Source organism: Bradyrhizobium sp. LTSP885 (assembly GCF_000938305.1).
Taxonomy (GTDB): Bacteria; Pseudomonadota; Alphaproteobacteria; order Rhizobiales; family Xanthobacteraceae; genus Bradyrhizobium.
In genome coordinates this window covers 1-18451 of sequence record NZ_JYMT01000040.1, presented here as the reverse complement: position 1 = coordinate 18451, position 18451 = coordinate 1, and the positions used below count along the sequence as shown (strand labels likewise).

Here is an 18451-nt window from a genome sequence, read left to right as displayed (position 1 = left end):
TGTCTGGAACTCGCGGCCAGGGTTGCTATACTGCGACCGCAATTGACGGGACGAGTCCCGGTCAATCCGGCGCGAAGCGAATGGGGCCCGCAATGCTTTTTGAAACTCCGCCAGCCTTCGCAACGGAAGCGTTCGTCGATGCTGGTGCGGCCGTCGGTCGTCTCGAAGAGATCTACGAGCGGAACACCCAGTTCCTCCGCGATCGCTTTGAAGCCTATGTCAATGGCGCAGCGATCGCGACGCGGGTGCGGGCGCATTATCCGCTGGTGCGCATCACGACGTCGTCGCATGCGCGGCTCGATTCGCGTCTTGCCTATGGGTTCGTCGCGGGGCCGGGCGTGCATGAGACCAGCGTCACCCGGCCGGACCTGTTTCGGACCTATCTCACTGAGCAGATCGGGCTGTTGATCAAGAACCACGGCGTGCCGGTCGAGATCGGCGAGTCGAACGAGCCGATCCCGATCCATTTCGCCTACCGGCGCGATATCAACATCGAGGCAGCCTTGACCATCGCGGACAGTTCGGCGTTCACGCGGTCGCTGCGCGACGTGTTCGATACGCCAAATCTTGCCGCCATGGACGATGCGATCGCCGACGGTACGTTCGAGCTGGCGCCGGGGGCTCCGGAGCCGCTGGCCTTGTTTCGCGCAGCGCGGGTCGATTACTCCCTGCGCCGGCTCTATCACTACACCGGCACCGATCCCGAGCATTTCCAGAACTTTGTGATCTTCACAAACTACCAGTTCTATGTCGATGCCTTCGCGCAAATGTGCCAGCAGCGACTCGCATCGGGGGAGATCGGCCCGGAGGCCTTCGTGGCGCCCGGCAACGTGATCACAGAGAACGCGCGGCTTGGCGGCGGCACGATCGGCGTAGCGCCGATCCGCGTGCCGCAGATGCCGGCGTTTCATCTCGTCGAGCCCGGCTACCGCGGCATCACCCTGATCAACATCGGGATCGGTCCGTCGAACGCGCGGAACATCACCGACCACGTCGCGGTACTGCGGCCGCACGCCTGGCTGATGATCGGGCATTGCGCCGGCTTAAGGAATACGCAGCGCCTTGGCGACTACGTGCTGGCCCATGGTTACGTCCGCGAGGATCACGTGCTCGATCGCGAGCTGCCGCTGTGGGTGCCGATCCCGGCGCTGGCCGAGATGCAGGTCGCGCTCGAGGAAGCCGTCGACGAGGTCACCGGACTGTCCGGCTTCGAGCTCAAGCGGCTGATGCGCACCGGGACGGTCGCAAGCGTCGACAACCGCAATTGGGAGATCAGCGGCCCACAGGTCATCAGGCGCATGTCGCAATCGCGCGCCGTTGCACTCGACATGGAGTCGGCGGCGATTGCCGCCAACGGCTATCGCTTCCGCGTGCCCTACGGCACCCTGCTGTGCGTCTCCGACAAGCCGCTGCACGGCGAGATCAAGCTTGCGGGCATGGCCAGCGAGTTCTACCGGCAGCGCGTCGGCCAGCATCTCGAGATCGGTCTGAAGGCGCTCGAACGGCTCAAGCAGCAGGAATCCGAGCGCCTGCATTCGCGCAAGCTGCGCAGCTTCGCCGAGGTCGCGTTTCAATAGGCGACCCCGGCATTCCCTGCGTTCCGTCGCGGAGGACCGGTGCTTTCCCTGAGCCTCAGGCGAGCGCGTCACCGCGGGCGATGATCGCGAAGCGGTCCGACAGTTCGGCCAAGGCGACGTCGTGAATGATTTTGGCCGAGAGCGTTCCGCCGTGTCCGTCCGGCAGGTCGCGGGTGGCGCAGCTGTCGGCATCGACGGTGGTGCGGAAACCGAGATCGAGCGCGGCGCGCGCGGTCGAGCTGACGCACATATGCGTCATGAAGCCGGCGAGCACGAGCTCCTTGCGCCCGGTCGCGGCAAGCTGCGCCAACAGATCGGTGCCGGCGAATGCGTTCGGCAATTCCTTCTCGATCACCGGCTCGCCCGGCCGCGGTGTGAGTGGTGCGACGATCGCGCCGCGATCGGCGGTGCGGTCGAACAGGCTTCCGGGCTTGCCCCGATGCGCAATGTGGAAAATCGCGGCGCCACTCTCGCGGGCGCGGGCAAGCAGCGCGGTTGCGCGCGCTACTGCCGCCTCGGCGCCGGGCAGCGCGAGCGGCCCTGCAAGATATTCGTTCTGGATGTCGATCAGCACCAGGCAGGCGTCACCAAGGCGAGGCGGGGTGAGGTCGGCGCCGGCTAGCTGCAGCAGGGTTTTGGCTGTTGTCATGGTCTTCAATTCTCCCGAAGCGTGTCGGACAGATATAGCTGCGGCGATGCCTGCCGTTATGCAGGGATATCGCAACCATTGGCTGCGTTATTGCAGGCGGTCAAAGCGCGTTGTAACCTGTCCGCATGAACTGGGACGATCTTCGCATCATCGCGGCGGTCAGGGACGAGGGCACCTATGCGGGCGCCAGCGCGCGGCTGCGCATCGACGAGACCACGGTCGGCCGCAGGCTGGCGCGCATCGAGCGTTCGCTCGGCCTGCGCCTGTTCGAGGCCGCCGACGGCATCCGCAAGCCGACAACGCAATGCGAGATGGTGCTGGCGCATGTCCAGGCGATGGCTGTCCATGCCGATGAGATCGATCGCATCGGCGAAAGCCTGCCCGGCCCGGTGGGCCGGTTGCGCATCGCCTCAACCAGCGCGGTCGCCGAGGAAGTGTTGGCGCCGCGCGCGGCCGACTTCCTGCGCGCGCATCCCGGCGTCACGCTGCAATTCCTGACCTCGAGCGAGAACGTCAAATTCTCGCGCTGGGAGGCTGACCTCGCGATCCGGCTGCGCAAGCCTGACAAGGGTGACTTCACGATCTCGAAACTTGCCGACGTCAGGCTCTATTTCTTCGAACCGGTCGCAGCGGGAGAGGGCGAGCCGGTGACGTGCGCGTATCCGGACGAACTCGGTGCCATTCCCGAAGCGCAGTTCCTGCGCGCGAGAAAAATCCGCGCGCGTTGCGTGACCGACAACGTCCGGGTCATCCGCACGCTGATCCAGTCGCATCACGCCGCAGGCGTGCTGCCGGAACATAGTTGCGGGGAGTTGCTGACCGATCGCCGCTTGCGCGCCACGCTGCTGCCGAAGCGGCGCGATGCCTGGCTCCTGGTTCAGAACCACCTCAAGCGCGACGCGGCCGCGCGCGTCACCATCGATTGGGTACGCGCCTGCTTCCAGGATCTTTCGCGCGGCTGATGAGGCGAGAATTTCTCTGTTTGTCATTCCGGGGCGCGCGCAGCGCGAGCCCGGAATCCATAACCACGAGCATCAGTTGGATATCCCCGGAAAGAGATCAACCCATCCAGGGTTCTGCTCCTCGATCAACCGTATTTTCCAATCGCGCCGCCATTTCTTCAGCTCTTTCTCGCGTGCGATAGCAGTGATTTCGTAGATTTCGAACCAGACCAACTTGTCGATGCCGTATCGTGACGTGAAGCCTGGAGCGGCTTTCGTCCGATGCTCATGGACACGACGCACGATGTCACTTGTCACACCCAGATAGAGTGTGCCGTGTTTCCTGCTCGCAAGGAGATAGACGTAGTAGGCCATCCTGGCAGTCGTGGTTATGGATTCCGGGCTCGGCGCTGCGCGCCGCCCCGGAATGACGAAGGATGTTATTGCGGGTTCGTGGGGGAGATCAACTACGTCCTCCCAAACAAAAACCCCGGCATCGCTGCCGGGGTTTTGCATTTTGGTAGGTTGCCTGGTGGCGTGGACTTAGAAGTCCATGCCGCCCATGCCGCCGCCCGGAGGCATCGCGGGGCCGCCGGAGTTCTTCTTCGGCAGCTCGGCGACCATCGCCTCGGTGGTGATCAGCAGCGCCGCCACGGAGGCTGCGTTCTGGATCGCGGTGCGCACGACCTTGGTCGGGTCGATGATGCCCTTCTTGACGAGATCGACATATTCGCCGGTCTGGGAGTCGAAGCCGTAATTGTACGACTTGTTCTCCAGGATCTTGCCGACGATGACCGATCCGTCTTCACCGGCGTTGATCGCGATCTGGCGAGCCGGAGCCGACAGCGCCTTGCGCACGATCTCGACGCCGGTCTTCTGGTCGTCGTTCTTGGTGCGCAGGCCCTTGAGCTGCTCGGAGGCACGGAGCAGGGCGACGCCGCCGCCCGGGACGATGCCTTCCTCGACAGCCGCGCGGGTCGCATGCATCGCGTCATCAACGCGATCCTTGCGCTCCTTCACCTCGACTTCGGTCGCGCCGCCGACGCGGATCACCGCGACGCCGCCCGCGAGCTTGGCGAGACGCTCCTGCAGCTTCTCACGGTCGTAGTCCGAGGTGGTCTCCTCGATCTGCGCCTTGATCTGGGCGACACGGGCGTCGATGTCGGACTTCTTGCCGGCACCGTTGACGATCGTGGTGTTCTCCTTGTCGATCATCACCTTCTTGGCGCGACCGAGCATGGCGAGCGTGACGTTCTCGAGCTTGATGCCGAGATCTTCCGAGATCGCCTGGCCGCCGGTCAGGATCGCGATGTCCTGCAGCATGGCCTTGCGGCGATCGCCGAAGCCCGGAGCCTTGACGGCAGCGACCTTCAGGCCGCCACGGAGGCGGTTGACGACCAGCGTGGCCAGGGCCTCGCCTTCGACGTCTTCAGCGACGATGATCAGCGGCTTGCCGGTCTGCACCACGGCCTCGAGCAGCGGCAGCAGCTCGTTCAGCGAGGAGAGCTTCTTCTCGTTGATCAGGATGTAGGCATCGTCGAACTCGACGCGCATCTTGTCGGCGTTGGTGACGAAGTAGGGCGAGATGTAGCCGCGGTCGAACTGCATGCCCTCGACGACGTCGAGTTCGGTCTCGAGCGACTTGGCTTCCTCGACCGTGATGACGCCCTCGTTGCCGACCTTCTTCATGGCGTCGGAGAGGAACTTGCCGATTTCGGCGTCGCCGTTGGCCGAGATGGTGCCGACCTGGGCGATCTCGTCGTTCGAGGTGACCTTCTTGGAGTTCTTGACGAGGTCGGCGACCACGGCTTCCACAGCCAGGTCGATACCGCGCTTCAGGTCCATCGGGTTCATGCCGGCGGCAACCGACTTGGCGCCTTCACGGACGATCGCAGCCGCCAGCACGGTGGCGGTGGTGGTGCCGTCGCCAGCCGCGTCAGCGGACTTGGAGGCGACTTCGCGCACCATCTGCGCGCCCATGTTCTCGAACTTGTCCTCGAGCTCGATCTCCTTGGCGACGGTGACGCCGTCCTTGGTGATGCGGGGAGCGCCGAACGACTTCTCGAGCACGACGTTGCGGCCCTTGGGGCCGAGGGTGACCTTCACCGCGTTGGCGAGGATATCGACGCCGCGCAGCATCTTGTCGCGCGCATCTACGCCGAATTTGACTTCTTTAGATGACATGTTTGTTTTCCCTGAGTTGATCTTGGTTTCTCACCCCTAGAGAGGCGCCGGCAGGCGCTCCTCAGGGTGAGCGTGTGCGCGTTGACTTAAGCGGCCTTCTTCTTGGCGGCTGCGGGGACGTCGAGCACGCCCATGATGTCGCTTTCCTTCATGATCAACAGGTCTTCATTGTCGATCTTGACCTCGGTGCCAGACCATTTGCCGAACAGGACGCGGTCGCCGACCTTGAGGTCGATCGGGATCAGCTTGCCAGCTTCGTCGCGGCCGCCCGGGCCGACGGCGATGATTTCGCCCTGCGAGGGCTTTTCCTTGGCACTGTCCGGAATGATGATGCCGCCAGCGGTCTTCTCTTCGGCGTCGATGCGCTTGACCACGACGCGGTCGTGAAGCGGACGGAATTTCATGCAGTCCTCCTAAGCATATACAGCTGTTGTTGAATTTTGGAGTATTGGCAGTCCAATCCGGCGAGTGCCAGATGGGCTGAGCAGGAGATAGGCCAAGCCTTGGCGGCGGGCAAGGGCTTCTAGCAGAAAATTTGGCACTCGGATGGTGCGGCTGCCAGCATTGAGGGTCATGCTTAATGCGCACCGAGGCGCTGCGCGCCCCCTATTAGCACATGCGGTAAGCTGCTGCTAACGCGAGAAATTTCAACAACTCGTTAAACATTTAGGCTTGTGATGGGGCAGTCGCGTGCGTCACATTTCTCTCATGTGAGTGCATCTTTCGCCGGGGTGGCTCCGGCAGGCCAGCCACCACGTGCACATGCGCTCCGTCACAGGAGGTTGGCATGGTCTCGCGGGTTGGTGGGGTTGCTTCGGAGGACTTCAAGAAGCAGTTGCTCGGGTACGGGCTGACGACGGCGCAAATCCTCTATCGGATGCCGGATCATCCCTCGTTGTTGCAGACCTATGTCTGGCAGAACTACGACCTGTTTCCGAAATTTCCGGCGCTCAAGGACTTCCTTGCCTTCTGGCGGGACAGACTGGATGGCCCGCTGTTCTCGGTGACGGTGGCGCATTCCAAGCTGATCAAGCCCGCTGAGCTGCGCGCCGTCGACGGCGTCTTCCGGTTGCATTGACGCATCGGCTTCGTAGGGTGGGCAAAGCGCAGGCGTGCTCACCATCGCAAGCACGACACTGGATGGTGGGCACGGCGCAAGCGCGCCTTTGCCCACCCTACGATGCGTGATTTGTGATAGCTTTTCCCGGTCAAGAAACGGGAGGCAAATAATGGCCAAGCAAAAGACGGCATCAAGATCAGCAGCCAAGACCGCGGTGAAGAAGAAATGGACCGGGCTCAAGAGCACCGCCAAATCCGCCGCGCGCAAGACCATCAAGTCCAAGGGCCGCGTCTCCGCGGCCAAGAAGACTGCAGTGAAAGCGGCACCTAAGGCCGCATCAAAGGCGCGGCCGAAGCAGCGCATCGCGATCAGCCATCACCGCGAAGAGGATTTCAAGGCCGACGGCCTGCGCACCTACGCCAAATACCGCGACCTCGGCATATCAGCGGCGTCGCACGGTCTGGCACAGGCGCATGTGATCCGGCTACAGGGACCATGCAATCCGGAAGAGGTGTCAAAGCTGCATTTTCACGACGTCGAATTCCAGATGGTCTACGTGCTCAAGGGCTGGGTGAAGACCTATATGGAAGGCGAGGGTGAGACGCTGATGAAGCAAGGCAGCGCCTGGACCCAGCCGCCGCGCATCCGGCACATGATCCTCGATTACTCCGACGACGTCGAATTGCTGGAGGTGATCCTGCCGGCGGAGTTCAAGACGGTGGAGTTGAAGGCGTAGGTCTCGCCGTCATTCTGGGGCCACTTCGCCGTCATTGCGAGCGAAGCGAAGCAATCCATTCCTCCACTTGCGGCGCTATGGATTGCTTCGTCGCTGCGCTCCTCGCAATGAAGATGTACCCGGACTTGACGGATGTGGGCCAAAGCCCCTACGGGGGCTGAGACAGGGCGGCGTTCTGATCTTTGCGTTTTTTGTACCGATTGTGAGCACCTACGGTACTACAGGCATTCGGGAGCCGATGTATAGGAAGGGCGCCCCAGCAATAACTGAAATATTGAAACTGACTCCTTCTGCGGGAGCTGGCACAGCGGAGAAAGATAATTTTGCAGCTATAAGCGCCTTGCGTAGTGTTTCAGCATCGTCTCCCGCCTCAGGCGGGAGCAGCAATCCAAATATGATCCCATTGGCCGGTTTGACCGCACCGGGAGCTACTGACCAGCGGGCTCTTTGCAGAACTTGCGAAAGCTGTATGGCCAAAAACATCGCCTCTGGGTCACCGTCCATCCAGCGAAGATTTATTGATCCAGGTTTGGCCGACAGCACTACTTCCATGTCGGCATTTTGGGATGCGGAAAATGTGCGCCACTGCACCACCGATTTAATTTTTTCGGTTTCTAGTCGCGCTGTAGCAGCCTCTTTTTCTAATTCTGCGGCGCGAACTAGCGCATCGCCCGCGACTTTCCCAGCTTCAATGCCTTCTTTTCGCGCCTCCTCAACTTTTATAGAGGCGTCGCTTTTGTATTCCTCTAATTCGATTGTGGATTGCGCAATTTCAGCCCTTTGCAATTTTACGACGAACCATGTGGCCAGTCCTGCGATTAATCCCGACACTCCGACAATAAGGAGCGCTACGCGCATCAAGTCTTCCCAGCTATGGAGCGAAAGACCCCAGATCATCCTTACTCTCTTTGATAAATTTGTAGCGGCCATCGTTTTATTTTCGGCTGCCGGTCTGTCTGTGATTGCGGGACCGTTTTTGCGCAATATTTGGAGGAACGGACGATGCTAGCACCCCTCAATCGCCGTTCCGAAAATGTCGTCGTTGAAGCGATTATTGTACCGGAATTGGAACTCCGCAACGTAAAGATGCAGGTATTTCTTACTCACGTTGTGGAATTTGCCGATGATCCCGCGCTTGAAGATGCTCCAGAAACCTTCAATCGAATTCGTGTGCACTGCGCCGACGGCATATTGGCGCTGGGAGCCATCAGCCAAGCTGTCTTGACCGAACCAAAGTCCACATAGCGGCCAAGTTGGCGCGCGCTCATGCCCTTCTTGCTGGTGAGGATCAGATGGGTGATCGCCCTCGCAATGACGACCTAAGTCAAAACCCCCACGATCGCGCCCATCAGGCACGTCGTCAGCGTGCCTGAGACGATCGACTTCAGCCCGAGCGCGTTGATCTCCTCGCGCCGCTCGGGCGCCATAATGCCGAGGCCGCCGATCATGATGCCGAGGCTGGCGAAGTTGGCAAATCCGCACATCGCGTAGAGCATGATCAACCGCGAGCGCGGATCGAGCGCATCGGTGCCGAGCTTCGACAGATCGACATAGGCGATCAGCTCATTCAGCACGGTCTTGGTGCCCATCAGGCTTCCCGCCGTGACCGCCTGCGACCATGGCAGGCCCATCAGCCAGCACACCGGCGCCATCACATAACCGAGCAGCCGCTGCAGCGAGATTTTTGCGCCGCCGATCTCCGGCAGCAGGCCGATGATAGCGTTGACGAGATAGACCAGCGCGACCAGCACCAGCAGCATCGCGATGATGTTGATCAGGAGCTCGACGCCGGCCGCGGTGCCCTTGACGATCGCATCCATGGTCGAGGACACCTGAACGTCTGGGTCCTCGAGCGATCCGCCGGTGCGCCGCTCGGCCGTCTCCGGCACCATGATCAGGCTGATCAGGATCGCGGCCGGCGCGCCGAGCACCGAGGCGATGACGAAATGCGCGGCCGCATTTGATATCAGCGGTGCAAGAAGCGTGGCGTAGAGCACCAGCACGGTGCCGGCGATACCGGCCATGCCGCCTGTCATCACCAGAAACAATTCACTGCGCGTGAGCTGCGGCAGATAGGGGCGGATGAACAGCGGCGCTTCCACCATGCCGAGGAAGATGTTGGCCGCGGTCGAGAGCCCGACCGCGCCGCCGACGCCGAGCGTGCGTTCCAAAAGCCACGCCATCCCGCGCACCGCCGGTGGCAGCACGCGCCAATAGAATAGCAGCGTCGTCAGCACGCTCATGACGAGTACAATCGGCAGCGCCTGGAAGGCGAGGATGAAATCCGCACCCGGCGCCTTCGGATCGAACGGCGGCGGCCCACCGCCGACATAGCCGAACACGAAGGCGGTGCCGGCGCGCGTCGCGGCGGCAATGGTGCCGACGGCGTCGTTGATCGCGCCGAAGGCTGTGCTCACCAGCGGCACCTTGATCAGCACCAGCGCGGTGACGACGGTTGCGGCCAGCCCGATCGCGGCCTGCCGCAGCGACACCGCGCGGCGATTCTCACCTAACGCCCAGGCGATCACCAGGAGCGCCACCACGCCGAACGCCGATTGTAATTGCAGCATCACGCCCCCGAAAACCCGTCGCGGGATTATGGGCAGGGGCTTCGCGCAGCGCAATGCTGTCACGCGTTGCTTGAGGCGCCATTGACAAGTTGCGGGCGGTCGGCCACGGCTCCGTGATGTCTTCCGTCATGCCGGTCGGCGCCCGCGATCTCCTCGCCCACAGACCGTTCCTGTTCTTCCTGTCGTCGCGCAGCCTGTCGCGCTTCTCGAGCCAGATCGGCGCGGTCGCGATCGGCTGGCAGATCTACGATTTGACCGGCAGCGCCTTTGAGCTCGGCATGGTCGGGCTGGTCCAGTTCCTGCCGACGGCGCTGCTGGTGTTCGTTGCCGGCCACACCGCCGACCGCTTCGATCGCAAGCGCGTGGTGCAGGCCTGCCAGATTCTGGAAGCACTGGCCGCGCTGTTCCTCGCGGTGAGCACCTTCGCCGGCACCATCTCGGAGCTGCAGATCTTCGCCGCGACCTTCGTGCTGGGCATCGCCGGCGCGTTCGAGAGCCCGGCGACCGCGGCGTTGCTGCCGCTGATCGCGCCGCAGGGCTCGCTGCAGCGGGCGACCGCGGTCGCGAGCGGCGCCGGCCAGATCGCGACCATCACTGGCCCTGCGCTCGGCGGCTTTGCGTTCGCGTTCACGCCGAGCATGCCCTACGCCATCATGGTCGTGTTCTGGCTGTTCGGCATGATCCTGACCGGCGGCATCGGCCGGCTGCAGCAGGCGGCGGTGAAAGAGTCGGCGTCGTCGGATGACCTCTACGCCGGTGTCACCTTCGTGCGCAGCAATCCGGCGATCCTCGGCACCATCTCGCTCGATCTGTTCGCGGTGCTGTTCGGCGGCGTCACTGCGTTGTTGCCGATCTATGCCCGCGACATTCTGGTGACCGGCCCGCTCGGCCTCGGCATCCTGCGTGCCGCGCCCGCGGTCGGCGCGCTGCTGATGACGATGGTGCTGGCGCGGCATACCATCAGCCGCCGCGTGGGAATGCGGATGTTCCAGGCGGTGATCGTGTTCGGTGTCGCGACGGTGGTGTTCGCGCTGTCGCACTGGATGTGGCTGTCGGTGCTGGCGCTCGCGGTGTTGGGCGCCGCCGATACGATCAGCGTCGTGATCCGCTTCTCGCTGGTGCAACTGGCCACACCCGACGCGATGCGCGGCCGCGTCGGTGCGGTGAATTTCCTGTTCATCAACGCGTCGAACCAGCTCGGCCAGTTCGAAAGCGGCGTCACCGCAGCGCTGTTCGGCGCCATGCCGGCCGCCGTGCTCGGCGGCGTCGGCACGATTGCGGTCGCGCTGCTCTGGATGAAGCTGTTCCCGACGCTGCGGGATGTCGAGAAGCTGGAGTAGTAACTCCCGTCATTGCGAGCGAAGCGAAGCAATCCACGTCACAACTCGGGGACAGGTGGATTGCTTCGTCGTTGCGCTCCTCGCAATGACGGTGGTAGCCCCGGGGCGAGGGGCGCTTGCATGATTTCGGAATAATGGAAGAATACCGCTGAGTTGCCCGACATGTCAAGTTGCCGTGTCAAACGCCGGCAGCCCCGCTACTTTGCATGGGGTTGTTTTCGATATTTTTCAGCGTGCCCCGCTATAGCCCCGCCGCGGGCGGTGAGAAGGGGAAGATCAGCCCCGTCCCACGAACGGCATCTTGCTGGCCATGACGGTCATGAACAGCACGTTGGCGTCGAGCGGCAGGCCCGCCATGTAGGCGACCGCGTCGCCGACCGCCTTGGCGTCCATGCGCGGTTCCTGCTTTGAGGTGCCGTCGGGCTGCAACACGCCGGGGCCGTTGACCATGCGATCGGTCATCGGGGTCGCGGCGTTGCCGATGTCGACCTGGCCGACCGCAATATCATACATGCGGCCGTCGAGATTGCTGGCCTTGGTGAGGCCGGTGATAGCGTGCTTGGTCGAGGTATAGGCGGCCGAGAACGGCCGCGGCGCATGCGCCGAGATCGAGCCGTTGTTGATGATGCGGCCGCCGCGCGGCGTCTGATCCTTCATGATGCGGAAGGCGTGCTGGGTGCACAGGAACGGTGCGGTGAGGTTGGTGTTCACCACGGCCTGCCACTGCTCGAGCGACAAATCCTCGAATTTCAGCGGCGGCGCACCCATGCCGGCGTTGTTGAACAGCACGTCGAGCCGGCCGTAGGTGGACTTCACCGTGTCGAACAGCGCCGCGATCGAAGCCGGATTGGCCATGTCGGCGGAGACGCAAAGGCTCTTGCCGGCGGGGCCGAGCTTGCTGGTCTCTTCCAGCATCTCCTTGCGGCGTCCGACCAGCACGACGGTGAAGCCTGTGTTCATCAAAGCGAGCGATGCCGCGCGTCCGACGCCGGTGCCGGCACCGGTGACGACGGCGATCTTGTTGGTGGCAGTCATCTGGTTTCCTCTTTTTTGGCTTTTGCTTCGGTTTCGTTCTTGTAGGGCGGTCGCGGAATATTGTTGTGCGCGGCGCGCAGCGCCGCCGACCAGCGCGACCGCAGGTCGTGGAAATAGGGCTCACCGGCCTCGATGCGATGGTTGAGGTCGGCCTCGCAGGCATCGCTGCGCACCACCAGCACGTCGATCGGCAGGCCGACGCCGAGATTGGAGCGCATGGTCGAATCCATCGAGATCAGCCCTGTCTTGAGCGCCTCGTAGAGCTCGACGTCGTAATGCATGGCGCGATCGAGCACCGGCTTGCCGTATTTGTGCTCGCCGATCTGCAAATAGGGCGTATCGGTGGTGCATTCGATGAAGTTGCCGGCGGTGTAGACCATGAACAGCCGCATCCGCGACCCCTTGATCTGACCGCCGAACAGGAACGAGACGTCGAAGCTCACATCTTCCGATCTCAGCGCCTCACCCTCGGTGGCGTGCACGGAGCGGATAGCACGGCCGATCCGTTGGGCGGCCTGGAACATGGTCGGCGCGTTCATCAGCGTCTCGACCTCGCCGGTGTGCGGATCCTCCATGCCCTCGGTCAGGGTCGATAGCACCGACTGGCTGACGGCCAGATTGCCGGCGCTCGCGATCGCCATGATCCGTTCGCCGGGCTTTGCGAAGATGTGCAGCTTGCGGAAGGTCGAGACATTGTCGAGGCCGGCATTGGTGCGGGTGTCGGCGATCATGACGAGGCCGTCGCGCACCAGAATTCCGCAGCAATAGGTCATTTCCAGTCCCCAACGGCCCGAGTTTCTCGGCGCAGAACTAGTAGCCAATTTCGAGGTCGCATCCAACCCAAATTCCCCGGCGAACGGCGTGTGTCGCAGCCTCGGAGCAGGGCGGTCACAATTGCTGCGTTGATCCCGCCTGTGCATCGACGAGGAATGCCTCGTCCACGGGGACGCCCAACGCGGTGACCAGCCGGTTCGTCTCGGCCGCCATGCCGACGATCGCCAGCATTTCCCGATATTCGGCCTCGGTCATGCCCTTCGCGCGGGCGCCCGCGGTGTGCGAGTGAATGCAGTAGCTGCAGCCATGGGCCACCGAGACCGCAACGTAGAGCATTTCCTTGATCTTTGGATCGAGCGCGCCCGGTGCCATTACGTCCTTGATGCTCTCCCAGGTTCGACGCAGGGTCTTCGGATCATGTGCGAGCGCGCGCCAGAAATTGTTGACGAAGTCCGACTTCCGCGTCGTGCGGATATCGTCGAAGACGGCGCGCGCCTCCGCCGAGAGTTCTTCGTCTGAAAGCAGTTTTACGGTTGCCATGGCTTGTCTCGCTGGGTCGGGTTTGAAGCGACAGCTGCGTAGGGTGGGTAGAGCGAAGCGAAACCCACCATCTCGACGCATGGCACGAAGGCGATGGGTTTCGCTGCGCTCTACCCATCCTACGACGTTACGACTGCGTCTGGCTCTGCCACTGTCCCGGACGTCCGGCCTGGTCGACCTTGACCGCGACCGACAGCGTTTCCGTGCCGCCACCATAGCGGGTGCCGCGGACCGGGGCGGCGCCGAGATAGTCGAGGCCGATCGCAACGCGGGCATGGGCGTCGGTGACACAGATGCCGTTGGCGGCGTCGAAGCCGACCCAGCCGAGGCCGGGCACATGGGCTTCCGCCCAGGCGTGGCCGGCCTGCTGGTTGACCATGCCGTCGGAGCGCAGGAAGTGCCCGGAGACGAACCGCGCCGGCACGCCGCCGGCCCGCGCGCAGGCGATGAAGATGTGGGCGTAGTCCTGGCAGACGCCGCGCTTCAGTGCGAACGCCTCGGCGGCCGAGGTGCCGCTGGTTGTCGGATCCTCATCGAAGGTCATGTGCTCGTAGATCTGCACCATCAGCGCATGCAGAAAGCCGAGCACGTCGCCGTCGGCCTCGCTACGCATCTCGCGCACAAAACTTGCCATCGCCGGATTGACGTCGGTCAGCGGCGTGGACCGCAGGAACAGGGTCGGCGGGAACCGCTCGTCGGTGCCGCGCAGCACGCCGCCGGTGTCATGGGTCTCGACCAGGCCTTCGCAATGGATGGTGAGGTCGCCGATCGCGCCATGCGTCAGCACGTGGGTGAAATTGCCGAAGGCGTCCTCATGGGTGTCGAGCCGGGAATCGGTCGAGACGTCGATCTGCCAGTCCGCGACATACTGCCCGTCATGGCTGCCCGGCGTCATCCGCAGAATCTGGATCACACCCGTGGCCGCGGGCTCGTAGCGATAGGTGGTGGTATGGGCAATCCGCAGGCGCATGGTTGAACCAGGAGGTCGGGATCGTCATGCCCAGCCTCATGCCGGGCATCCACGTCTTTCTTCCTTCTCGCCCCTCTAAGCAAGGCGTGGATGGCCGGGTCAAGCCCGGCCGGAAGAGATTCTGGGCGTCTTCTTGCCGTATCGAACCCGTCAAACCAGATATTGCTTGGTCACGATTTCGCCCAGCCGCGAGTTATCCGCAAGGAATTCCTGGATGAATTCGTGCACGCCGTGCTGGAAGATATCGTCCATGTGGCTGTGCTCAAGCCGGTTCCTGATGCCGCGGGCGTGGCGCTGGGCGGCGCCCTGGCGGCCATAGGCGACGCCGATCTGGTCCAGATTGCGCACCAGATTGCTGTAGCAGCTTGCCAGCGACCGCGGCAGCGTGTCGTTCAGGATCAGCAGGTCGGCGATCAGCCAGGGTTTCAGGGTTTCCCGGTAGACCCAGTGATAGGCTGTCAGCGCCGAGACCGAGCGCAGGATCGAGGTCCACTGGTAGTAATCCAGCGGGCCGCCGACATGCTCCTCCTCGGGCAGCAGCACGTGGTATTTCACGTCGAGAATACGCGCGGTGTTGTCGGCGCGCTCGAGATGCACGCCGAGCCGCGAGAACCAGTAGGCGTCGTTACGCAGCATGGTCCGGTAGGCTGAGCCGTCGAAGCGTAGCGAGGTCTCCTGCACGAAGCGCAGGAATTTTGCCAGTTCCTCGCGGTTTCCGGTGCCGCCCTTGGTCCAGACCGCCTGCAGCTCGATCCAGGACGAATTGATGGTGTCCCACATCTCCGATGTCAGCGCGGTGCGCACCGAGCGGGAATTGAGCCGGGCCGCCTCGATACAGTTCTTGATCGAGGAGGAATTTGCGTCCGAGAACGACAGATACTCGACGACGTTGCGCTCGTTGGCTTCCTCGTAATGCTCGTAAAAGGCGGCGCCGACGCCGGCGGTGAGGAGCGCGGAGTCCCACTCGTTGGTCTTGCCGATATAGGCCGCCGGCAGTGCGGTGACCCGGAGCGTCGCATCGATCGTGCGCGCGAGATATTCGGCGCGCTCGACATAGCGGGCCAGCCAGAACAGGTTTTCTGCGGTGCGCGACAGCATGCTCTCAATTACTCACTCAGTATCCAGGTGTCCTTGGTTCCGCCGCCCTGGCTCGAATTGACCACGAGCGATCCTTCCTTCAGCGCCACGCGGGTCAACCCGCCCGGCACGATGGTGGTGTGGGTGCTGCCGGTCAGCACGAACGGCCGCAGGTCGACATGGCGCGGCGCGAGGCCCTTGGCGGTGCAGGTCGGGCAAGTCGACAGCGCCAGCGTCGGCTGGGCAATAAAGCCTTCCGGCTCGCGCTTGAGCTTGTCGCGGAATGCCTCGATGGTCGCCTTGGTGGCGGCCGGGCCGATCAGCATGCCGTAGCCGCCGGAGCCGTGCACCTCCTTGACGACGAGGTCGGCAAGATTGTCGAGCACGTAGGACAGATCCTGCGGCTCGCGGCAGCGGAAGGTCTGCACGTTCTTGAGGATCGGCTCCTCGCTGAGGTAGAACTTCACGATGTCGGGCATGTAGGAGTAGATCGCCTTGTCGTCGGCGATGCCGGTGCCGACCGCATTGGCGAGCGTGACGTTGCCGGCCGCATAGGCCGACATCAGCCCAGGCACGCCGAGCGCGGAGTCCGGGCGGAAGGTGAGGGGATCGAGGAAATCGTCGTCAACGCGGCGGTAGATCACGTCGACCCGTTTCAGACCCTCGGTGGTGCGCATGAACACCTCGTCGTTCTTGACGATGAGGTCACGGCCCTCGACCAACTCGATGCCGAGCTTGTCGGCGAGGAACGAGTGCTCGTAATAGGCCGAGTTGTAGATGCCGGGGGTCATCAGCGCGACCGTCGGCTCCGCCGCCGCGCTGTGTGGCGCCACCGAGCGTAGCGCCGACAACAGCTCATCCGGATAGCGCTCGACCGGCGCGACGCGGTGCCGCGCGAACAGGTCCGGAAACAGCCGCATCATGATCTCGCGGTTTTCCAGCATGTAGGACACGCCGGACGGCGTGCGCGCATTGTCCTCCAGCACGATGAAGTTGTCCGGATCGGTGCGGATGATGTCGATGCCGGCGATGTGGACGTAGATGTCGTGCGGCACGTCCTGGCCGTTCATCTCCGGACGGAACACCGGGTTCTGGAAGATCAGGTCTTCCGGGATGATGTTGGCGCGCAGGATGTCGCGGCCGTGGTAGATGTCCTTGAGGAACATGTTGAGGGCGAGCACGCGCTGCTTCAGGCCCTTTTCCAGCAGCGTCCATTCCTTGGCCGATATGATGCGCGGGATGACGTCGAAGGGGATCAGCCGTTCCTGGGCTTCGGAATCGCCATAGACCGCGAAGGTAATGCCGATCCGGCGGAACAGCAGCTCCGCTTCCTGGCGGCGATATTCCAGCGCGTCCGGCGGCGTCTCTTTGAGCCAGCGGGAGAGCTCTTGGTAGGCCGAGCGGAGGTCGCCGCCGAGGCCGTTCATTTCATCGAACGCAACTGCCATATATCCTGACTGTCCTTCGAAGCCATGTGACACACAGTGCATGACTTGAGGTGGTGGTAGCAAGGGGCGGGCCAGCGCGATATGCATTGGCTTGCAGCATTTGCCAGGGATGTTCGTCGACGCTGCCTGAAAAACCGGCGGAGGCCTGCTTAATTCGGCAGCAAAACCTCGTGACATCAAGGCGTTGGGTCGGCAATGTCAGGGGATCAGTTAGGGAATGAGACCATGAGCGAGATTGTCACGGCGGGGATTTTGGTGATCGGCGACGAAATCCTGTCCGGCCGGACCAAGGACAAAAACATCGGCTTCATCGCCGAATATTTGACCAATATCGGCATCGACCTGAAGGAAGTGCGCGTCGTCGCCGATGAGGAGGCCGATATCATCGCCGCCCTTGATGCGCTGCGGCATAGGTACAACTACGTGTTCACCACCGGCGGCATCGGGCCGACCCATGACGACATCACCGCCGACAGCGTGGCGAAGGCGTTCGGGGTCGAAATCCACCATCACCCGGAGGTGGTGGCGCGGTTCAGGGAGCGCTGGACCGAGCAGGACCTGAACGAGGCCCGGTTGCGGATGGCCCGCGTCCCCGATGGCGCCGAGCTGATCCAGAGCGCGACCATCCTGGCGCCCGGCTTCAAGCTCGGCAACGTCGTCGTGATGGCCGGCATCCCCACCATCATGCAGGCGATGATGGACATCGTGGCGCCGACGTTGAAATCCGGCGTGCGCATGCTGTCCGATACAGTGCGCGCCGACGCGCGGGAAGGCGACATCGGCGGCCCGCTGCGCACGATCGCAGAAGCCCATCCCGACACCATCATCGGCAGCTATCCGTTCCAGGACGAGAACCAGAAGCCGAACACCAATCTGGTGGTGCGGTCGCGCGATCCGGACAAGCTCGCCGCGGCGATGGCGGAGGTGAAAGAGATGCTTGCGAAGCTGCATGCCGGGCAGAACAAGCCGGCGATAGGTTGATACGGCATGGTTGAGAAAAGTTCGGAATCGAGCGCGCAGGAGCGGGCCGGCAGGCCCTTCCCGGTCTCGTGGGATCAATTCCACCGGGACTGCCGGGCACTGACCTGGCGGCTCAATGAAGTGGGGCCGTTTCATGCGGTGATTGCGATCACCCGCGGCGGGCTGGTGCCGGCGGCGATCGTGGCGCGCGAGCTCGGCTTGCGCGTGATCGACACCGTCTGCATCGCAAGCTACGACCACGACAAGCAGGGCGATCTGCAGGTGCTCAAGGGCATTTCGGAGCAGACCGCGAAGCTTGGCGGCGGCACCGGCAAGGGGCTGCTGATCGTCGACGACCTCGTCGATACCGGAAAAACCGGCAAGCTGGTTCGCGAGATGCTGCCCGATGCGCATTTCGCCACCGTCTACGCCAAGCCGCAGGGGCGGCCGCTGGTCGACACCTACATCACCGAGGTGTCGCAGGACACCTGGATCTTCTTTCCCTGGGATACCGCACTGTCGTTTCAGCCGCCGATCCGGGATGGGGCGGCGTGAGGACTTCGTCATTCCGGGGCGCGTCGAAGACGCGA

20 protein-coding genes are annotated in these 18451 nt (G+C 63.1%); 7 read left to right on the top strand and 13 right to left on the bottom strand.

The window, feature by feature from the left end:
* Positions 1-92 precede the first annotated feature (92 nt).
* Positions 93-1577: an AMP nucleosidase gene (locus UP09_RS27265; RefSeq protein WP_044541438.1), complete on the top strand. Its 1485-nt coding sequence runs from the start codon at positions 93-95 to the stop codon at positions 1575-1577.
* 55 nt (positions 1578-1632) lie between these two features.
* Here the strand turns inward: UP09_RS27265 and UP09_RS27260 are convergent, their stop codons facing one another.
* Positions 1633-2226 carry a cysteine hydrolase family protein gene (locus tag UP09_RS27260; protein WP_044541437.1) on the bottom strand — a complete coding sequence of 198 codons (594 nt, stop codon included), beginning with the start codon at positions 2224-2226 and terminating at the stop codon, positions 1633-1635.
* A gap of 125 nt (positions 2227-2351) precedes the next feature.
* Here UP09_RS27260 and UP09_RS27255 point away from each other — a divergent pair, with 125 nt between their 5' ends.
* Positions 2352-3188: a LysR family transcriptional regulator gene (locus tag UP09_RS27255; RefSeq protein ID WP_044541436.1), complete on the top strand. Its 837-nt coding sequence runs from the start codon at positions 2352-2354 to the stop codon at positions 3186-3188.
* 72 nt (positions 3189-3260) lie between these two features.
* On the opposite strand, the gene UP09_RS27250 is transcribed toward UP09_RS27255, so the two are convergent.
* The 3 genes from UP09_RS27250 to UP09_RS27240 all read right to left on the bottom strand — a co-directional run bounded on the left by UP09_RS27250 (position 3261) and on the right by UP09_RS27240 (position 5755).
* Positions 3261-3542, bottom strand: a complete 282-nt coding sequence (locus tag UP09_RS27250; protein WP_044541640.1) for a GIY-YIG nuclease family protein — start codon at positions 3540-3542, stop codon at positions 3261-3263.
* A gap of 168 nt (positions 3543-3710) precedes the next feature.
* Entirely contained in the window at positions 3711-5351 is a 1641-nt protein-coding gene (gene groL / locus UP09_RS27245) for a chaperonin GroEL (RefSeq protein ID WP_044541435.1), read from the bottom strand.
* Positions 5352-5437: 86 nt separating this feature from the next.
* Positions 5438-5755: a co-chaperone GroES gene (locus UP09_RS27240; RefSeq protein ID WP_044541434.1), complete on the bottom strand. Its 318-nt coding sequence runs from the start codon at positions 5753-5755 to the stop codon at positions 5438-5440.
* A 383-nt stretch (positions 5756-6138) separates the two neighbouring features.
* On the opposite strand from UP09_RS27240, the gene UP09_RS27235 reads away from it, so the two are divergent.
* Positions 6139-6429: an usg protein gene (locus UP09_RS27235; protein ID WP_044541433.1), complete on the top strand. Its 291-nt coding sequence runs from the start codon at positions 6139-6141 to the stop codon at positions 6427-6429.
* 151 nt (positions 6430-6580) lie between these two features.
* Positions 6581-7147, top strand: coding sequence for a cupin domain-containing protein (locus UP09_RS27230; RefSeq protein ID WP_044541432.1), 567 nt, complete (start codon positions 6581-6583; stop codon positions 7145-7147).
* 210 nt (positions 7148-7357) lie between these two features.
* On the opposite strand, the gene UP09_RS27225 is transcribed toward UP09_RS27230, so the two are convergent.
* From UP09_RS27225 to UP09_RS27215, 3 genes are all read right to left on the bottom strand, one after another.
* Positions 7358-8044: a hypothetical protein gene (locus UP09_RS27225; protein WP_044541431.1), complete on the bottom strand. Its 687-nt coding sequence runs from the start codon at positions 8042-8044 to the stop codon at positions 7358-7360.
* Between the two features lie 108 nt (positions 8045-8152).
* Positions 8153-8323 (bottom strand): transposase, encoded by a 171-nt coding sequence (locus tag UP09_RS38630; protein WP_502689092.1) that lies wholly within the window; start codon positions 8321-8323, stop codon positions 8153-8155.
* 143 nt (positions 8324-8466) lie between these two features.
* On the bottom strand, positions 8467-9717 hold the full coding sequence (locus tag UP09_RS27215; protein WP_044541429.1) for a NupC/NupG family nucleoside CNT transporter: 1251 nt from the start codon (positions 9715-9717) through the stop codon (positions 8467-8469).
* A 116-nt stretch (positions 9718-9833) separates the two neighbouring features.
* Between UP09_RS27215 and UP09_RS27210 the strand changes: the two genes are divergently transcribed.
* Positions 9834-11057 (top strand): MFS transporter, encoded by a 1224-nt coding sequence (locus UP09_RS27210; protein WP_044541639.1) that lies wholly within the window; start codon positions 9834-9836, stop codon positions 11055-11057.
* A 276-nt stretch (positions 11058-11333) separates the two neighbouring features.
* Here the strand turns inward: UP09_RS27210 and UP09_RS27205 are convergent, their stop codons facing one another.
* The 6 genes from UP09_RS27205 to UP09_RS27180 all read right to left on the bottom strand — a co-directional run bounded on the left by UP09_RS27205 (position 11334) and on the right by UP09_RS27180 (position 16901).
* Positions 11334-12092 carry an SDR family oxidoreductase gene (locus tag UP09_RS27205; protein WP_044541428.1) on the bottom strand — a complete coding sequence of 253 codons (759 nt, stop codon included), beginning with the start codon at positions 12090-12092 and terminating at the stop codon, positions 11334-11336.
* Positions 12089-12865: a proteasome-type protease gene (locus UP09_RS27200; protein WP_044541427.1), complete on the bottom strand. Its 777-nt coding sequence runs from the start codon at positions 12863-12865 to the stop codon at positions 12089-12091. Before UP09_RS27200 ends, UP09_RS27205 begins: the two co-directional genes overlap by 4 nt.
* A 115-nt stretch (positions 12866-12980) precedes the next feature.
* A complete protein-coding gene (locus tag UP09_RS27195; RefSeq protein ID WP_044541426.1) occupies positions 12981-13406 on the bottom strand; it encodes a carboxymuconolactone decarboxylase family protein in 426 nt (141 codons plus the stop codon).
* Between the two features lie 127 nt (positions 13407-13533).
* Positions 13534-14376, bottom strand: coding sequence for a transglutaminase family protein (locus UP09_RS27190; protein WP_044541425.1), 843 nt, complete (start codon positions 14374-14376; stop codon positions 13534-13536).
* A gap of 150 nt (positions 14377-14526) precedes the next feature.
* A complete protein-coding gene (locus UP09_RS27185) occupies positions 14527-15474 on the bottom strand; it encodes an alpha-E domain-containing protein (RefSeq protein ID WP_044541424.1) in 948 nt (315 codons plus the stop codon).
* A gap of 8 nt (positions 15475-15482) precedes the next feature.
* The gene (locus UP09_RS27180) at positions 15483-16901 is read right to left on the bottom strand and encodes a circularly permuted type 2 ATP-grasp protein (protein ID WP_044541423.1); all 1419 of its coding nucleotides are present in this window, start codon (positions 16899-16901) and stop codon (positions 15483-15485) included.
* Between the two features lie 225 nt (positions 16902-17126).
* Here UP09_RS27180 and UP09_RS27175 point away from each other — a divergent pair, with 225 nt between their 5' ends.
* Positions 17127-17882, top strand: coding sequence for a competence/damage-inducible protein A (locus UP09_RS27175; protein ID WP_044541422.1), 756 nt, complete (start codon positions 17127-17129; stop codon positions 17880-17882).
* 6 nt (positions 17883-17888) lie between these two features.
* Positions 17889-18416 (top strand): xanthine phosphoribosyltransferase, encoded by a 528-nt coding sequence (gpt, locus tag UP09_RS27170; RefSeq protein WP_044541421.1) that lies wholly within the window; start codon positions 17889-17891, stop codon positions 18414-18416.
* Positions 18417-18451: the final 35 nt, after the last annotated feature.

Excerpts from the sequence above, each read along its gene's own strand:
- UP09_RS27265 (WP_044541438.1), top strand. The coding sequence starts at position 93 with ATGCTTTTTGAAACTCCGCCAGCCTTCGCAACGGAAGCGTTCGTCGAT.
- UP09_RS27260 (WP_044541437.1), bottom strand. The coding sequence starts at position 2,226 with ATGACAACAGCCAAAACCCTGCTGCAGCTAGCCGGCGCCGACCTCACC.
- UP09_RS27255 (WP_044541436.1), top strand. The coding sequence starts at position 2,352 with ATGAACTGGGACGATCTTCGCATCATCGCGGCGGTCAGGGACGAGGGC.
- UP09_RS27250 (WP_044541640.1), bottom strand. The coding sequence starts at position 3,542 with ATGGCCTACTACGTCTATCTCCTTGCGAGCAGGAAACACGGCACACTC.
- groL (WP_044541435.1), bottom strand. The coding sequence starts at position 5,351 with ATGTCATCTAAAGAAGTCAAATTCGGCGTAGATGCGCGCGACAAGATG.
- UP09_RS27240 (WP_044541434.1), bottom strand. The coding sequence starts at position 5,755 with ATGAAATTCCGTCCGCTTCACGACCGCGTCGTGGTCAAGCGCATCGAC.
- UP09_RS27235 (WP_044541433.1), top strand. The coding sequence starts at position 6,139 with ATGGTCTCGCGGGTTGGTGGGGTTGCTTCGGAGGACTTCAAGAAGCAG.
- UP09_RS27230 (WP_044541432.1), top strand. The coding sequence starts at position 6,581 with ATGGCCAAGCAAAAGACGGCATCAAGATCAGCAGCCAAGACCGCGGTG.
- UP09_RS27225 (WP_044541431.1), bottom strand. The coding sequence starts at position 8,044 with ATGATCTGGGGTCTTTCGCTCCATAGCTGGGAAGACTTGATGCGCGTA.
- UP09_RS27215 (WP_044541429.1), bottom strand. The coding sequence starts at position 9,717 with ATGCTGCAATTACAATCGGCGTTCGGCGTGGTGGCGCTCCTGGTGATC.
- UP09_RS27210 (WP_044541639.1), top strand. The coding sequence starts at position 9,834 with ATGTCTTCCGTCATGCCGGTCGGCGCCCGCGATCTCCTCGCCCACAGA.
- UP09_RS27205 (WP_044541428.1), bottom strand. The coding sequence starts at position 12,092 with ATGACTGCCACCAACAAGATCGCCGTCGTCACCGGTGCCGGCACCGGC.
- UP09_RS27200 (WP_044541427.1), bottom strand. The coding sequence starts at position 12,865 with ATGACCTATTGCTGCGGAATTCTGGTGCGCGACGGCCTCGTCATGATC.
- UP09_RS27195 (WP_044541426.1), bottom strand. The coding sequence starts at position 13,406 with ATGGCAACCGTAAAACTGCTTTCAGACGAAGAACTCTCGGCGGAGGCG.
- UP09_RS27190 (WP_044541425.1), bottom strand. The coding sequence starts at position 14,376 with ATGCGCCTGCGGATTGCCCATACCACCACCTATCGCTACGAGCCCGCG.
- UP09_RS27185 (WP_044541424.1), bottom strand. The coding sequence starts at position 15,474 with ATGCTGTCGCGCACCGCAGAAAACCTGTTCTGGCTGGCCCGCTATGTC.
- UP09_RS27180 (WP_044541423.1), bottom strand. The coding sequence starts at position 16,901 with ATGGCAGTTGCGTTCGATGAAATGAACGGCCTCGGCGGCGACCTCCGC.
- UP09_RS27175 (WP_044541422.1), top strand. The coding sequence starts at position 17,127 with ATGAGCGAGATTGTCACGGCGGGGATTTTGGTGATCGGCGACGAAATC.
- gpt (WP_044541421.1), top strand. The coding sequence starts at position 17,889 with ATGGTTGAGAAAAGTTCGGAATCGAGCGCGCAGGAGCGGGCCGGCAGG.